14 protein-coding genes are annotated in these 15,154 nt (G+C 60.1%); 5 read left to right on the top strand and 9 right to left on the bottom strand.

Annotated elements, in window-relative coordinates; genetic code table 11:
* The first annotated feature begins 232 nt into the window (after positions 1-232).
* The 4 genes from KW062_RS01245 to KW062_RS01260 all read left to right on the top strand — a co-directional run bounded on the left by KW062_RS01245 (position 233) and on the right by KW062_RS01260 (position 4,200).
* The gene (locus KW062_RS01245) at positions 233-520 is read left to right on the top strand and encodes a hypothetical protein (RefSeq protein ID WP_027616591.1); all 288 of its coding nucleotides are present in this window, start codon (positions 233-235) and stop codon (positions 518-520) included.
* A 71-nt stretch (positions 521-591) separates the two neighbouring features.
* Positions 592-756 carry a DUF1328 domain-containing protein gene (locus KW062_RS01250; RefSeq protein WP_002555679.1) on the top strand — a complete coding sequence of 55 codons (165 nt, stop codon included), beginning with the start codon at positions 592-594 and terminating at the stop codon, positions 754-756.
* A gap of 784 nt (positions 757-1,540) precedes the next feature.
* The gene (gene gltP, locus KW062_RS01255; RefSeq protein ID WP_027616590.1) at positions 1,541-2,872 is read left to right on the top strand and encodes a glutamate/aspartate:proton symporter GltP; all 1,332 of its coding nucleotides are present in this window, start codon (positions 1,541-1,543) and stop codon (positions 2,870-2,872) included.
* A gap of 98 nt (positions 2,873-2,970) precedes the next feature.
* On the top strand, positions 2,971-4,200 hold the full coding sequence (locus KW062_RS01260) for a nucleoside recognition domain-containing protein (RefSeq protein ID WP_027616589.1): 1,230 nt from the start codon (positions 2,971-2,973) through the stop codon (positions 4,198-4,200).
* A gap of 34 nt (positions 4,201-4,234) precedes the next feature.
* Here KW062_RS01260 and KW062_RS01265 read toward each other — a convergent pair whose 3' ends face one another.
* The 9 genes from KW062_RS01265 to KW062_RS01305 form a co-directional block, all read right to left on the bottom strand.
* Positions 4,235-4,873 carry an ABC-type transport auxiliary lipoprotein family protein gene (locus KW062_RS01265; protein WP_027616588.1) on the bottom strand — a complete coding sequence of 213 codons (639 nt, stop codon included), beginning with the start codon at positions 4,871-4,873 and terminating at the stop codon, positions 4,235-4,237.
* Positions 4,870-5,808 (bottom strand): MlaD family protein, encoded by a 939-nt coding sequence (locus KW062_RS01270; RefSeq protein ID WP_027616587.1) that lies wholly within the window; start codon positions 5,806-5,808, stop codon positions 4,870-4,872. The genes KW062_RS01265 and KW062_RS01270 overlap by 4 nt, the downstream gene beginning before the upstream one ends.
* A 1-nt stretch (position 5,809) precedes the next feature.
* Positions 5,810-6,613, bottom strand: coding sequence for an ABC transporter ATP-binding protein (locus KW062_RS01275; protein WP_027616586.1), 804 nt, complete (start codon positions 6,611-6,613; stop codon positions 5,810-5,812).
* Positions 6,610-7,755 carry an ABC transporter permease gene (locus KW062_RS01280; RefSeq protein WP_033865956.1) on the bottom strand — a complete coding sequence of 382 codons (1,146 nt, stop codon included), beginning with the start codon at positions 7,753-7,755 and terminating at the stop codon, positions 6,610-6,612. Before KW062_RS01280 ends, KW062_RS01275 begins: the two co-directional genes overlap by 4 nt.
* A gap of 54 nt (positions 7,756-7,809) precedes the next feature.
* Positions 7,810-8,853: a DUF5924 family protein gene (locus KW062_RS01285; protein ID WP_105753492.1), complete on the bottom strand. Its 1,044-nt coding sequence runs from the start codon at positions 8,851-8,853 to the stop codon at positions 7,810-7,812.
* Between the two features lie 75 nt (positions 8,854-8,928).
* Complete coding sequence (locus tag KW062_RS01290; RefSeq protein WP_027616583.1) at positions 8,929-10,308, bottom strand: M16 family metallopeptidase; 1,380 nt, start codon at positions 10,306-10,308, stop codon at positions 8,929-8,931.
* Positions 10,309-10,387: 79 nt separating this feature from the next.
* Positions 10,388-12,046, bottom strand: a complete 1,659-nt coding sequence (locus KW062_RS01295; protein WP_027616582.1) for a Na/Pi cotransporter family protein — start codon at positions 12,044-12,046, stop codon at positions 10,388-10,390.
* A gap of 216 nt (positions 12,047-12,262) precedes the next feature.
* Complete coding sequence (locus KW062_RS01300) at positions 12,263-13,030, bottom strand: TerC family protein (RefSeq protein ID WP_027616581.1); 768 nt, start codon at positions 13,028-13,030, stop codon at positions 12,263-12,265.
* An 86-nt stretch (positions 13,031-13,116) separates the two neighbouring features.
* The gene (locus tag KW062_RS01305) at positions 13,117-14,424 is read right to left on the bottom strand and encodes a CitMHS family transporter (RefSeq protein WP_027616580.1); all 1,308 of its coding nucleotides are present in this window, start codon (positions 14,422-14,424) and stop codon (positions 13,117-13,119) included.
* A gap of 322 nt (positions 14,425-14,746) precedes the next feature.
* Between KW062_RS01305 and KW062_RS01310 the strand changes: the two genes are divergently transcribed.
* A complete protein-coding gene (locus tag KW062_RS01310) occupies positions 14,747-15,148 on the top strand; it encodes a GFA family protein (RefSeq protein ID WP_105753491.1) in 402 nt (133 codons plus the stop codon).
* Positions 15,149-15,154: the final 6 nt, after the last annotated feature.

The raw sequence follows: 15,154 nt of genomic DNA on the forward strand, positions 1-15,154 counted from the left end.
TCCAAAATATTTTCGATTTCCTACGATTTCATCGGGCAATTCGCACGACTCTCCATCATGCATCGTGCAGGATGCGTTCGGATTCAATTGGGGATCATATGTAACTTATTGATTTTATTGATTATTTATCCGTGACGATTTTTGGCATGCAGGCTGCAATGTATTGATCAACCCGGGGCGATCAAGAAGCCGCCCTCAAACCGATTACCACCAGTGTGGGAGGAGTTTCAGGATGATTCGCCAACGTGCCGCCCAATTGCGTTTTTCGCCACTGTATCTCCAGCAAGGTCTGTTCACGGTGCTAGCGCTGGTGATCACCTTGATTGGCGGCCAGCAATTCATGCTCTGGCAACACAGCCAGCAACCTGATGCTGCGATTCCTGCTACTCATCATTTCACCCAGACACACTTCAGTGCCGTCAGCAGCCGGTCTGCGGAAGCTGGCGCTGTGCGAATGCTGGACGTCGACCAGGCGCAGGGCGCCTTTGACGTGCCACGGCAGGAACGCTGGATTTTCTAAGTGACAAACCCGATGCCATCTGAAGGCATGGGGAACAGCAAGACCTCAAATAAAGCGTAAGGAGAATCATCATGTTGAGCTGGGCAATCACATTCTTGATCATTGCCATTGTCGCCGCTGTTCTGGGCTTCGGTGGTATCGCGGGCACCGCCACGGGTATCGCCAAGATTCTCTTTGTCGTGTTCCTGGTGATGTTTGTTGTGTCGTTCTTCTTCGGCCGTCGTGGTCGAGGCTGACCTGAGGCCTCGAATGCTAGGTGCTGGCCGCCACCCTTGGGGTGGCAGTGCCAGTGCAAGCGGCAAGGAAGCGATGTTGTTAAAGCGAATTGAAAACCGAAAGAGTTGGGCGCCAATTCTTTCCTTTACGCCCACCCGAGGAGGGTGTGTGTATGACCAAGGGGCCGGGACGTTCTGATTGCTGCAGGATCGGAGTGACCTACGGGTACAGGGAGTGCCTGCGAAAAGGGCCGGGTCAGGCAAGCAGCGCCGTCTATCTACCTACCGGTTATGGTGGAGTCGATAGACGGCGTACTTATGTGTGCGGAAATTGATCCAACGCATTTGCAGCTATTTCAATCAGCACTATCGTCATCCCCAAGCGTTTCCTCGTGTTTCCTGGTGACCGTATATCGAGAAATTTTCGACTAATTTCTGATCATTTTTCGACGCGTCGCGTAGGGAAAATCTCGTTTTTTTGTACATAATTGACTGATCAATTAATCACCAGTCTCCTCTGCGATGGCCGGTACACGGCACTTATGCCTGCCGAAATGTCGCATTCGAACCGGTTGGGACGGCCGTTTTGTTTGAAAAAACTCATGCCGATTCGGCATAGGGTAGGCGTTTACGGCATTAGACGCGGTGTCCTTGCATCGGAATAGTTGCGCCTTTTTTCGCCTGCCGAAGAGCCGTAACACGCGCCTCGGGCGACCTTATACGGGGGCCGATGCACGAACTTCTACACCATTGGGTGTTGCAGTTCTGGCATCGGTCCGAGATAAACAAAAGTAAGGGTAATGATATGAAGAAGGCAAAGCTTAGCCTCGCCTGGCAGATCCTCATCGGTCTGGTCCTGGGTATAGCAATCGGCGCACTGCTCAACCATTTCAGTGCTGAAAAAGCCTGGTGGGTCAGTAACGTCCTGCAACCAGCGGGCGATATCTTTATCCGTCTGATCAAGATGATCGTGATCCCGATCGTGATTTCTTCTCTGATCGTCGGCATTGCCGGTGTGGGGGATGCGAAGAAACTCGGGCGCATCGGTCTGAAGACCATCATTTACTTTGAAATCGTCACCACCATCGCCATTCTGGTGGGTCTGGTACTGGCCAACGTGTTCCACCCGGGCGCCGGCATCGACATGAGCACCCTGGGTACCGTGGATATTTCCAAGTACCAGGCGACGGCGGCGGAAGTCCAGCATGAGCATGCGTTCATCGAAACCATCCTCAACCTGATCCCGTCGAACATCTTTGCCGCCATGGCGCGTGGCGAGATGCTGCCGATCATCTTCTTCTCGGTACTGTTCGGTCTCGGTCTGTCGAGCCTGCAGTCGGACCTGCGCGAGCCGCTGGTGAAGATGTTCCAGGGCGTATCGGAAAGCATGTTCAAGGTCACTCACATGATCATGAACTACGCCCCGATCGGCGTGTTCGCACTGATCGCCGTGACCGTGGCCAATTTCGGCTTCGCGTCCCTGCTGCCGCTGGCCAAATTGGTGATCCTGGTTTACTTCGCCATCGCCTTCTTCGCCTTCGTGATCCTGGGCCTGATCGCTCGCCTGTTTGGCTTCTCGGTGATCAAGCTGATGCGCATCTTCAAGGATGAGCTGGTGCTGGCTTACTCCACCGCCAGCTCCGAGACTGTGCTGCCGCGTGTGATCGAGAAGATGGAAGCCTACGGTGCGCCGAAGGCCATTTGCAGCTTCGTGGTACCGACCGGCTACTCGTTCAACCTCGACGGTTCGACCCTGTACCAGAGCATCGCGGCAATCTTCATCGCCCAGCTGTACGGCATCGACCTGTCGATCAGCCAGCAGTTGCTGCTGGTTCTGACCCTGATGGTCACCTCCAAGGGCATTGCTGGCGTGCCGGGCGTCTCCTTCGTGGTGCTGCTGGCGACCCTGGGCAGCGTTGGCATTCCGCTGGAAGGCCTGGCGTTCATTGCCGGTGTCGACCGTGTCATGGACATGGCCCGTACCGCACTCAACGTAATCGGCAACGCCCTGGCGGTTCTGGTTATCGCGCGTTGGGAAGGTATGTACGACGATGCCAAGGGCCAGCGCTACTGGAACTCCCTGCCGCACTGGCGCAGCAAAGACAAACTGCCTGCGGGCGAGGCGTCGAAGAACTGATCAGCGCTTGGTGATCATGCAAACCCCGGAGAAATCCGGGGTTTGTCGTTTCTGTACACCCCGCTATCATTCGCCGCATCTTCTGGGGGATATGACTGATGCTCAATGGCCTGTGGCTTGGCTTTTTCATCGTGGCGGCCATTTCGGCCATGGCGCAGTGGCTGGTCGGCGGCAATGCCGGAATCTTTGCCGCCATGGTCGAGAGCATTTTTGCCATGGCCAAGCTGTCGGTGGAAGTCATGGTGCTGCTGTTTGGCACCCTGACCCTGTGGCTGGGCTTTTTGCGGATCGCCGAGAAGGCAGGCATCGTCGAGTGGCTGGCCAAGGCCCTGGGACCGCTGTTCCTGCGCTTGATGCCGGAAGTGCCGCCGGGCCACCCGGCCATCGGCCTGATCACCCTGAATTTTGCCGCCAACGGCCTGGGCCTGGACAATGCGGCCACACCCATCGGCCTCAAGGCGATGAAAGCCCTGCAGGAGCTCAACCCCAGCGCCACAGTGGCCAGCAATGCGCAGATCCTGTTCCTGGTGCTCAATGCGTCGTCGCTGACCCTGCTGCCAGTCACTATCTTTATGTACCGCGCCCAGCAAGGCGCGCCGGACCCGACGCTGGTGTTCCTGCCGATCCTGCTGGCGACCAGTTGCTCGACCCTGGTGGGGCTGCTGTCGGTGGCCTTCATGCAGCGTTTGCGCCTGTGGGACCCGGTGGTGCTCGCCTACCTGATTCCCGGTGCCCTGGCCCTCGGCGGCTTCATGGCGCTGCTGGCAACGCTCTCGGCCACCGCCCTGGCTGGCCTTTCCTCAATCCTCGGCAACCTGACGCTGTTCGGCCTGATCATGCTCTTCCTGGTGATCGGCGCGCTGCGCAAGGTCAAGGTCTACGAGGCCTTCGTCGAAGGCGCCAAGGAAGGTTTCGACGTCGCCAAGAACCTGCTGCCGTACCTGGTCGCCATGCTCTGCGCGGTGGGCGTACTGCGCGCCTCCGGGGCGCTGGATTTTGGCCTCGACGGCATTCGCCATCTGGTCGAGTGGGCGGGTTGGGATACGCGTTTTGTCGACGCCTTGCCGACCGCAATGGTCAAGCCGTTTTCCGGCAGCGCCGCGCGGGCGATGTTGATCGAGACCATGAAGACCTCGGGCGTGGACAGCTTCCCGGCGCTGGTGGCCGCGACCATCCAGGGCAGTACCGAAACCACCTTCTACGTGCTGGCGGTGTACTTCGGTGCGGTGGGTATTCAGCGGGCGCGGCATGCGGTGGGCTGCGCGCTGCTGGCGGAGCTGGCTGGGGTGCTGGCGGCGATCGGAGTGTGCTACTGGTTCTTCGGTTGAACCACTGACCCGCAGAATCCTGCAGGTCAGCCATTCAAGGCTTGGCGGGCACGTTCTTCTGGCCCTGTTCCACGGTCCAGGCAATCACTTGGCGGGTCAGTTCATCCCCGGCCCGGCCGAATCCGCTGACCACGCCAGGTACCTGCACGTCACTCACCGGTTGGCGGACCTCGAAGCGCTTGCTGGCGAGGATACGTTGGTCGGTGCCGCGCACCAGCAACGCATCCAGGCGGATCACCACCTGCACACTGTTGCCCTGATATTCGGTCTGGAACGCCTGCAGGTTGCCGGCCAGTTCCAGATCGGTCTGCAAGTTGGCGTCGTCAGTGCTCAGCAGTTGCACCCGACCATCCTCGGCAAAGCCGTCGAGCAGGCGGTTGCGCAGCAGCATCGGTGCCCGGTCGCTCCAGCGCGAGGCCTTGTAACTGCTGATCAGGTCGCCCTGGGGAATCACCGCGATGCGTGAGCTGTTGAGCACATCGCTGGCTTGCGGCTTGGACACTCGCAGCGACCAGCTGACGGCGGGCGCCTGTGTCGCCGACCCAGGGCTGTGGGCTGCCGGCAGGCGATAGACGTCCTGCGGGTCGCCCTTGGGTAAAATCGAACAGGCGCCGGTCAGCGCCAGGCTGGCCAGCAGCGTCCCGTGGGCCAGGGTGCGGAAGACGCGCTTCATGGGGTGAACTCCTTGTCTGTCTCGTGGCCGAGCAGGTAACCGCTGGGATTGGATTCCAGGCGCCGGGAGATGGCCCGCAACGAGCCCAGGGTGTCGCGCAGCTCGCGTATGGCCGGGGCCAGGCTGTTGAGCCCCTGCATGCCGTTGCCCAGCGCTTCCTGATTATTGGTCAGCAGGGTATTGATGGTGGCCGTGCTCTGCTCCAGGGACTTCATCGCCTGCTCGGCGCTGCCGAACATCTGCTTGCCATTGTTGTTGAGCAACCCATTGGCGTTGCGCATCAGCAAGGTGGTCTGTTCCAGCGCGGCGCTGGCCTGCTTGCCGATAGACGCCAGTTGGCGCATGGCCTGCTGGATATCGCCACGCTGATCGTTGATGGTGCCGGTGGTTTGCTCGAGGTTTTCCAGGGTCTTGCTCAGGCGCTCGACGTTTTGCGGCGAGAGTACCTGGTTGGCGTTGTACAGCAGTTGATTGACGCTGCTCATCACGTCGTCACTGTTGTTGAGCAAGCGTGCGATGGGCGACGGCGAGGCGACGATGACCGGTAGCTTGCCGTTGTTGCCACGCAATTCCGGGCTCTGCGGTGTGCCACCGCTGAGCTGGATCAGCGACGTGCCGGTGATACCGGTCAATGCCAGCTTGGCTTGGGTGTCTTCCTTGATCGGGGTCTCGCCACCGAGGCGGATGCGCGCCAGCACCCGGCGCGGGTCCTTGGGGTCGAGGCGCAAACTGACCACGTCGCCGACCTTGATCCCGCTGTACTGCACCGCGCTGCCCTTGGACAGGCCACTGACCGCTTCGTTAAAGACCACCTCGTAGTCCTTGAACTCGGTGTCGACGCTGGACTTGGCCAGCCACAGACCGAACAGCAAGGCACCGGCCACGACCAGGACGGTGAACAGGCCGATCAATACATGATGGGCTCGGGTTTCCATGTCATACCTCGTTGGACGGTGAAGCGGCCGTCAGCGCCGCGCGGCCACGGGGGCCATGAAAGTATTCGTGAATCCAGGCGTCATCGGTTTCCGAAACAACATCGATGGCATCCGCCACCAGCACTTTCTTCTGTGCCAATACCGCCACCCGGTCAGTAATGGTGTAGAGGGTGTCGAGGTCATGGGTTACCAGGAACACGCTCAGGCCCAATGCATCACGCAGGGTCAGGATCAACTGGTCGAACGCGGCTGCGCCAATCGGGTCGAGGCCGGCGGTGGGCTCGTCGAGAAACAGGATATCCGGGTCCAGCGCCAGGGCCCGGGCCAGCGCCGCACGCTTGATCATGCCGCCGGACAGCGAGGCCGGGTATTTGTCGGCGGCTGACAGCGGCAAACCGGCCAGAGCCAGTTTGACCGCCGCCAGGTGCTCAGCGTCGGCGCGACTCAGGCCTGCGTGCTCGATCAACGGCAGCGCGACGTTCTCGGTCACGGTCAGTGACGAGAACAAGGCGCCCTTCTGAAACAGCACGCCGAAGCGTCGTTCAATCAGCGAGCGCTCGTGTTCCGGCAGGCTGGGCAGGTTCTTGCCGAACACCTTCACACTGCCCTCGCTGGGCTGGCGCAAGCCGATGATGCTGCGCAGCAGGACCGATTTACCGCTGCCGGAGCCGCCAACCACGGCAAGAATCTCGCCCTTGTACAAATCCAGGTCGAGATTTTCGTGCACGCTCTGCTTGCCGAAGCGATTGCACAGCCCACGCACTTCGATCACCGCCTCGCTGGGCGCACGGGGTACTCGACTCACCAGCCCATCTCCATGAAGAACAGCGCGGCGACCGCATCCAGCACAATCACCACGAAAATCGACTGCACCACGCTTGAGGTGGTGTGGGCGCCAACGGATTCGGCGCTGCCGCTGACCTTGAAGCCTTCCAGACAGCCAACCGCGGCAATCAGGAAGGCAAAAATCGGCGCCTTGACCATGCCGACGAGGAAGTGCTGAACGCCGATGTCCGATTGCAGCAGCGCGAGGAACATTGCCGGCGAAATGCCCAAGGAAATCGCACACACCACCCCGCCGCCGATAATCCCTGAGAGCATCGCCATAAAGGTCAGCATCGGCAGTGCCACCAGCAGCGCGAGAACCCGGGGCACCACCAGCAACTCCATGGGATCGAGACCCAGGGTGCGGATGGCGTCGATTTCTTCATTGGCCTTCATTGAACCGATTTGCGCGGTAAAAGCACTGGCGGTGCGGCCCGCCATTAGGATCGCGGTGAGCAGCACGGCGAACTCCCGCAGGAACGAAAACGCCACCAGGTCGACGGTGAAAATGGTCGCGCCGAAATTGGCCAGCACCGTGGCGCCGAGGAACGCCACCACGGCGCCCACCAGGAAGGTCAGCAGGGCGACGATGGGCGCGGCGTCGAGCCCGGTTTGTTCAATGTGCGCCACCACCGGGGTGATGCGCCAGCGCGAGGGGCGAAATAGGCCGCGGGCGATGGTTTCGAGGATCAGGCCGACGAATCCGAGCAGTTGCAGGGTGTCCTTCCAGACGGTGTCCACTGCCCGGCCGATCCGTGTCAGCAACTGAACACCGACGCTGATTTCCGGCTCCTTGACCGGAATACAGAAGTCGCTCATCGAGCAATAGACCGTCTGCAGCAACGCCCGGTCGGCGCTGGAGAGGCTGCAATCGGGGTGTTCGGCGGATTTGCCGAGGCGTTCGGCGCCCAACAGCTCAACCAACAGCGAAGCGCCGGCGGTGTCGAGCGCGCCGAGACTATTGAGGTCGATGTGGGTGCGCTCGTCGTATTGGCCCTTGAGGGTTTCGCTCAGGTGTTTGAGGGCTGCGTAGTGGGCGAGCGTCCAGTCGCCGCTAACCCTTAGTTGGGTTGGGCTTTGCGAGGTGTCGAGTTGGGCATTGCCGGCGATCGTATTGCTCATAAGCTCCGTGCTTGTTCAGCTGATACGCAGTGCTACGTAATAGCACGATCCTTGTTACTTTGCCTGGTTCGCCGGTGGGTTGTCTTGACCTGTGTCGCTGACCACGAAGCGCAGCACGCCAATCACCTGACCATCTTCGGTCAGGACCCGCACCTGCCATTTACCGGCCGGGTTGGGCGGGAAGTTCTTCTTGTGAGTCCAGGCACGGTAGCCTTCCTTGCGACCGCCGTGAATATCCAGGGCAATGCGGTCGACTTCCTTACCGTTGAACGTCCACACGTGATAAATCCGCTCGTCCAGGCCGCGCGGCGCATTGATGGCGGTGTAGGCATACAGGCCATCGCCGCGTAGTTGGCCGACGTTGACTTCATCCAGGCTGTCGCCGGGCGTGCGGTCTTGCAATTGCGTGCTGATCGCCACTTCAGTCATCCACAGGGTGGCCGGTGGCACCCAGGAGCGCATGAACCAGCCAGTGGCGCCGATGGCGACGGTGATGCACAGCACGCTCAGGCCGCCGCGCAAGGTACGTATCGGAAAGATCGAGGCCAGGCTGGGGAAGGACAACAGCATGGCGATGCCCAGGGCCAGCTTGAAACTCTGCGCGGTGGTCAGGTGGAGGATGATCGGCAGCGCCGTGAGCAAGGCGGCGAACAGCGTCAGCGTATGCATGGCCAGGAACAGCCAGCGCCGCGGCGCCAGCCACTTGTAGTAGAGCGGATCGGTGATGGAGATCAGCGCCGCAGCGCCCAGCAGCCCTGTAAATACCAGCTGTCCGCTGTTCCAGGTAGTGGTGATGAAAAAGAATGGCAGGACGAAAAACAGGCTTTCCTGATGGATCATCTGCGTCGCATAGCGCAGCAACGGCTGGGGGATTTCGCGCTTGAAGACCTTGGCGAACAGCTGGGTCAGACTGTTCTCCAGCATCAGCCAGACCCAGCTGACCAGCATGATGATCGCAATCCAGGTCGCCAGGCCTTGTTGGCGGTCGACCAGGATGAAGCTGCCAACCCCCGAGATGAAACCGCCGAGCGCAATGACTCCCGGGTAGCGCTTCATCAGTTCGAGGATGCGCTGTACGTAGAGGGTCAAATTCGGCATGGGACAGTTCACAGTGGTTGTAGGAAAACCCTCACAGGATACCGCCGGGATACCCATGTAGCGAGAAACCAGACGTTATCGATGCCGATGATGAAGGTGCCAGCCCAGCAGGCCGAGGAACATCAGCGCAACAGCCGCTCCCAGGATCCAGACCAGTTGGTCGTAACTGAGCAGCGGCTTTTCGATGCGCAGGTAACCGGGTTGTTCGAGTAACTGTTTCAGGGCCAGGTTAGCTTGCTTGAGCGTCACCGCACGCAGGCGTCGAACCGGGTCGGCAAAGCGCCCGTCGTCATAGTCGGCCAGGGCACTCCAGTAATAATCGGCCAGGGCGCTATTGCCCTGCACAGCCCAGGCCTGGCGGGCGATGGCGGCCTGTTTGAGGCGCTCGAAGGCCACCGGATCAAGACCGTTTTTCAGCAGGTCTTCCTTGAATGCTTCCAGCACTTGCTGCGCTTGCGCCAGGTTGTCGCGCTCCAGATCGGCATTCAAACTCATGAAACCTACGCCGCCGAAGACTTCGCGCTCGGCCGAAGGTCCATAGGACAGTCCGTGTGCCAGGCGTAATTGGCGGTACAGCGCCCAGTCCAGGTAGTCCTTGAGTAGGGAAAAGGTCTCGTCGTATTGGTCGTCGAGGACCGGCTCGGGAAACAGCCAATGCAATTTGGCCGAGTCGCCAAGCCAGCCATGGATAAGATTACGCTCGGCTTCGGCGGGCTGTTGCAGTTGGGGCAAGTCTGGGTGCTGGCGGGGATCGACCGGTTTGAGCCGGCCATAGGTGCGCTCCAGGTAGGCCGGCAGCAGGCGGTCGAGATCACCGACGATAATCAGCGTCATGTTATTGGGGGCGTACCACTGCTGGCGCACGTCCTCAAGCTGTTCGCGGGTCAGCGGCTGGACATCGGGTCGTTCCCTGCACTTGAGCCCCAACTCCATCGCCAGTTGATTGCTTGCGTTGTGGCTCAGGTCCTGGCGATCGAGCCAGCGCTGCAAATGCGAGGCGTGCCCGCCATCTTCACGCTCGACCACCTGTTTGGCGGCCTGGACGGCATGGTCATCAATTCGAGTCTGGGTCAGCAGGGCCAGCAGCAGATCGAGTACCTTGCGCTGGTTTTTCGCTGGAGCCTCAATCACAAAAGTGGTGTCGGCGTTACTGGTGTAGGCATTCCACTCGCCACCCAGGCCTTGCATGCGCTCCTCGAGCCCGCCCTCACCGCCCGCGTCGATGCCGCTGAACAGCACGTGCTCCAACAGATGCGGCAATTCCTTTTCGGTACAGGAAAAGTCGTCGAGCCCGACGCCGACCACCAGGCGAATTGCCACGTGCCCACGCTCGCTGCTGGGTTTGAGCAGGATTTGCAGGCCATTGCGCAGCACATAACCTTCGACCTGCAAGCGGTCCAATGCCCAGGTAAAGCTGGACCCAAACAGCAGGCATGCAAACAACAGACAACGCATAACGACTTTCCTGGCGGGTAGTTGCGGGGCGAAGAGTTTTCCCCAGGTTTTGCAAATGACTACCGGCAACACTAGACGTTCAGGGTGAATGGGTGATGTCGGCCAAGTCATCGACGGCCAGTGCTCCGGTTTCCGAGGTTTCCAGGACCGCGTAGGCGCTGCTGCAGAATAGAGAGTTCAAGCGTTTCATATCGGCGATCAGCTCCAGGTGCAGCGAGCTGGTTTCCAGGCTTTGCACGATTTTGCGTTGCAGGCGGCTCACATGGGCATGGGCCAGGCGTCTTTCCTGCGCACGGAAGCGGCGCTTCTCGCGCAGCAGTTGCCGGGCACTTTCCTTGTCGGCGCTGAGAAACACTGACAGCCCCAGACGCAGATTGGCGATCAGTTGATGGTGCAAGCCGGTGAGCTCTTCCAGTCCTATGTCGGAAAACGAACGGCGCTGTGAAGTCTTTTGCTGTTGGACCTTGCGCAGCATGCGTTCGATCAGGTCCGAGGCAAGCTTCAAATTGATCGCCAGTTCGATGATTTCCGCCCAGCGTCGGCTGTCCTGCTCGCTCAAGTCTTCTCGGGGCATCTGCGCCAGATACAGCTTGATCGCGCTGTACAGCCCTTCGATGTCATCACTGAGACGGCGCATTTCCTGGGTCACGGCGGTTTGCTTGCCGCGCAACACGTCGAGCATGGCTTCGAGCATGTTATCGAGCAGGTCGCCCATGCGCAGAGTCTCGCGCGCGGCATTGGCCATGGCCAGGCTCGGCGTGGCCAGGGCCGTAGGGTCCAGGTGCCGGGGCTTGGCCAGGCCATTGGCTTCCGGACGCTCCGGTAGCAGCCAGGCGCACAGTCGCGCCATCGGGCTGACGGTAGGCAACAGCACCAGGCAGCGCGCGGTGTTGTAGAGCAAATGGAAGCCGATCACCAGACCCTGGGCGCTGTAGTCGAGGCTGTCCATCCAGTGCACCAGCGGGTCGAGTACCGGGATGATCAAGAGCAGGCCGATCAGCTTGTACAGCAGGCTGCCCAGCGCCACCTGGCGGCCAGCGGCGTTCTGCATGCTAGTGCTGAGAAAGGCCAGCACCCCGCTGCCAATGTTGGCGCCGATCACCAGGCCGATGGCCACTGGAAGGCTGATCACCCCGGCACCGGCCAGGGTTGCGGTCAGCAGGACGGCGGCCAGGCTGGAGTAGGAAATCATCGCGAACAGCGCGCCGATCAGCGCATCGAGGAGGATGTCGCCGGTCAGCGAGGCAAAGATGACTTTGACGCCCTGGGCATGGGTGATGGGCGCCGCGGCTTCGACAATCAACTGCAGTGCCAGGATGATCAGCCCCAGACCAATCGCCACCCGGCCCATTTGGCCGACCCGGGTTTGTTTGCGTGAAAGGAACAGGATCACGCCGACGAAAATCAGCAACGGCGACAGCCACGACAGGTCGAGGGTCAGCACCCGCGCCATCAGCGCGGTCCCGACGTCGGCCCCGAGCATGGTCGCCAGGGCCGGGGTCAACGCCATCAGGCCTTGGCCGACAAACGAGGTCACCAGCATGGCTGTGGCATTGCTGCTCTGGACCATGGCGGTCACCAGGATCCCGGCGATAAAGGCCAGCCAGCGCTTGGACATGTTGCGCCCAATGACATGGCGCAGGTTAGAGCCGTAGACCCGCAGGATGCCGGTTCGGACGATGTGCGTGCCCCAGATCAGCAAGGCCACGGCGGATAACAAATTGAGCAGGGTCAGCATGACAGGCCCCCTGGTTGAATAGCGTCCCAAAGGGACAAGTCAGCAGTACCGCGCGTTTTTTCTACATTCTGTACTTAAGCTGTAGTTGGCTTACGGTCTGGACGCCAGCATCGCATAGCTAAAGAGTGCATTGAAACAAAACTGTCATGAAAACAGCTTCATGCAGGCGTGAAAAAGGGGCCTGCGAAGGCCCCTCTCCATGACAACCGGCTTCAATTACTGACCCGGGATGTCCTTGCGCAGTTTCACAGGATCCTGCTGCTTCCTCTTTTTCGCGATGGCAGTGCGCAACTTGATGTTGATCGCTTCCACCGCCAGCGAGAAGGCCATGGCGAAGTACACGTAGCCTTTTGGAATGTGCACTTCGAACGATTCGGCGATCAACACCGTACCGACCACCAGCAGGAACGACAGTGCGAGCATTTTCAGAGACGGGTGTTTGTCGATGAACTCGCTGATGGTACCGGCCGCCAGCATCATCACCAGGACGGCGACGACGATTGCCGCGACCATTACCGGCACGTGGGAAACCATGCCTACCGCGGTAATCACCGAATCCAGGGAGAACACAATGTCGATGATCGCGATCTGGATGATGGTGTAGAGGAAGTTACCGCCTTTGCCGCTAGGCTCGTCAGAGGTTTCGTCTTCACCTTCCAGCGCGTGGTACATCTCCTGGGAGCTTTTCCACAGCAGGAACAGACCACCGAAGAACAGGATCAGGTCACGCCCGGAAATGCCCTGGCCGAACAGCTCGAACAGATCGGCGGTCAGTTGCATGACCCAGGTGATCGACAGCAGCAACAGGATGCGGGTGACCATCGCCAGCGCCAGACCGAAGATCCGTGTGCGCGCCTGCATGTGCTTGGGCATGCGGCTGACCAGGATCGAGATCATGATGATGTTGTCGATGCCCAGAACAATTTCCAGAGCCGTCAGTGTGAAGAAGGCAACCCAGATTTCCGGGTTGGTCAGCCATTCCATGTGTATTCCTTTGTGGATGTGTTAAACCGCGACGCCAGCCGCTTCAAGCCTCGAAGTCTAGCTGGCGGCGTGGTGAGTTGATGCTCTTATAGAGTGCTGAACAGCGGAAAAATCCCCATCAGCAACGCTGCGAACATTATGCACAGGCAAACCAGAACTGCCCACTTGAGGGTGAAGCGCTGGTGATCGCCGAACTCGATCCCGGCCAACGCCACCAGCAGGTAGGTCGACGGCACCAGCGGGCTGAGCAGGTGAACGGGTTGCCCGACGATCGAAGCACGGGCCATTTCCACGGCAGTGATGCCGTAGTGACTGGCGGCTTCGGCGAGAACCGGTAACACGCCGTAATAAAATGCGTCGTTGGACATGAAGAAAGTGAACGGCATGCTCACCAGGGCAGTGATCACCGCCAGGTACGGCCCGAGGAAGTCCGGGATGACCGCCAGCAGGCTTTTGGACATGGCGTCAACCATACCGGTGCCGGTCAGGATGCCGGTGAAAATACCGGCAGCGAAGATCAGCCCGACCACCGCCAATACGCTCCCGGCATGGGCCGCGACGCGGTCTTTCTGCTGCTGCAGGCACGGGTAGTTGACGATCATCGCGATACTGAACGCAACCATGAACAGCACCGGCAATGGCAGCAGGCCAGCGATCAGGGCACACATCAGGCCCAGGGTCAGGGCACCGTTGAACCAGATCAGCTTCGGACGACGGGCATCCGGGAACTGCGAAACGCTGATTTCGCTGTGGTCGATTTCATCGCCTGCCAGGTGCAGTTCGCCCAGGCGTGCGCGCTCACGTTTACCGTACATGTAGGCAATTGCCAGGATCGCCACGACACCGGCCAACATCGCCGGGATCATCGGTACGAAGATGTCAGAAGGATCGACATGCAGAGCGCTGGCGGCCCGTGCGGTCGGGCCACCCCATGGGGTCATGTTCATCACGCCGCCGGCGAGGATGATCAGACCGGCCATGATCCGCGGGCTCATGCCGATGCGGCTGTACAGCGGCAGCATGGCGGCGACGCAGATCATGTAGGTGGTGGCGCCGTCACCGTCCAGGGAAACCACAAGCGCCAGCACGGCAGTACCGACCGACACTTTGAGCGGGTCACCCTTGACCAGCTTGAGGATCTTGCGCACGGCCGGGTCGAACAGGCCGGAGTCGATCATCAAGGCGAAATAGAGGATGGCGAACATCAGCATCACCCCGGTCGGGGCCAGCTTGGTGATGCCTTCGAGCATCATCGGGCCGATTTTCGGCGCGAAACCACCGAACAGGGCAAACAGGATCGGCACGATGATCAGGGCGATCAGCGCGGACAGGCGCTTGGTCATGATCAGGTACATGAACGTGATGACCATGGCAAAGCCAAGGAAAGTCAGCATGGGAATACTCCAGGCGTAGCGCGTCTAGGGAATGGCGGACCGGATCGGGTCAGCGCAGAACGGGAAGCACGAGGCGTACGAAGGGAGTCGGGGCGTACAGGCGGGTATGAGCGGACATCAGGATCACCATTGTTGTTGTTAATTGGGCCGGGCGAACTGTTTAAAAGTCGCGTTGGCCAACCGGTCTATTGCCGGCAGTGAGGGCGATCCTAGTCGGCAAACCTTTCAACCAGCTTTCGCATGTAGAAATGTCTGACGAGGTGTTCAGGTAAATCTTACGGGCCTAAAGTAGAACGAAGTCGATGGTCGAGGGAGAGCGGGAATGAACCCAGTGCATGAGGGTGGCTGCCATTGTGGTCGGCTGCGTTATGAAATCAGCGGGCCGTTGCGCGACATTGCCCATTGTCATTGCTCGATCTGTCGGCGGGTCAGCGGTGGTTTGGTGACCACCTGGATCACCCTGCCCCATTCAAGCTTCCGATGGCTGGCGGGGACTCCGGCGCGCTACGACTCTTCGCCCAGTTGCGCGCGTTATTTCTGCGCGGATTGCGGTGCGCATCTGACGCTGATCACCCACCTGAGCCCGGAAAGTATCGACGTGACCATCGCCACCCTCGATCACCCCAAACTGGCGCCCGCAGACCGGCATATCTGGACCGATAGCCGGCTGCCATGGCTGCATCTGGATGAACACTTGCCCGAGGAGCGGGAAGAAACCCTCTAGTCTGGC

The organism is Pseudomonas fluorescens (assembly GCF_019212185.1).
GTDB lineage: Bacteria > Pseudomonadota > Gammaproteobacteria > Pseudomonadales > Pseudomonadaceae > Aquipseudomonas.

Excerpts from the sequence above, each read along its gene's own strand:
- gltP (WP_027616590.1), top strand. The coding sequence starts at position 1,541 with ATGAAGAAGGCAAAGCTTAGCCTCGCCTGGCAGATCCTCATCGGTCTG.
- KW062_RS01245 (WP_027616591.1), top strand. The coding sequence starts at position 233 with ATGATTCGCCAACGTGCCGCCCAATTGCGTTTTTCGCCACTGTATCTC.
- KW062_RS01270 (WP_027616587.1), bottom strand. The coding sequence starts at position 5,808 with ATGGAAACCCGAGCCCATCATGTATTGATCGGCCTGTTCACCGTCCTG.
- KW062_RS01250 (WP_002555679.1), top strand. The coding sequence starts at position 592 with ATGTTGAGCTGGGCAATCACATTCTTGATCATTGCCATTGTCGCCGCT.
- KW062_RS01300 (WP_027616581.1), bottom strand. The coding sequence starts at position 13,030 with ATGGAATGGCTGACCAACCCGGAAATCTGGGTTGCCTTCTTCACACTG.
- KW062_RS01305 (WP_027616580.1), bottom strand. The coding sequence starts at position 14,424 with ATGCTGACTTTCCTTGGCTTTGCCATGGTCATCACGTTCATGTACCTG.
- KW062_RS01285 (WP_105753492.1), bottom strand. The coding sequence starts at position 8,853 with ATGCCGAATTTGACCCTCTACGTACAGCGCATCCTCGAACTGATGAAG.
- KW062_RS01260 (WP_027616589.1), top strand. The coding sequence starts at position 2,971 with ATGCTCAATGGCCTGTGGCTTGGCTTTTTCATCGTGGCGGCCATTTCG.
- KW062_RS01290 (WP_027616583.1), bottom strand. The coding sequence starts at position 10,308 with ATGCGTTGTCTGTTGTTTGCATGCCTGCTGTTTGGGTCCAGCTTTACC.
- KW062_RS01310 (WP_105753491.1), top strand. The coding sequence starts at position 14,747 with ATGAACCCAGTGCATGAGGGTGGCTGCCATTGTGGTCGGCTGCGTTAT.
- KW062_RS01265 (WP_027616588.1), bottom strand. The coding sequence starts at position 4,873 with ATGAAGCGCGTCTTCCGCACCCTGGCCCACGGGACGCTGCTGGCCAGC.
- KW062_RS01280 (WP_033865956.1), bottom strand. The coding sequence starts at position 7,755 with ATGAGCAATACGATCGCCGGCAATGCCCAACTCGACACCTCGCAAAGC.
- KW062_RS01295 (WP_027616582.1), bottom strand. The coding sequence starts at position 12,046 with ATGCTGACCCTGCTCAATTTGTTATCCGCCGTGGCCTTGCTGATCTGG.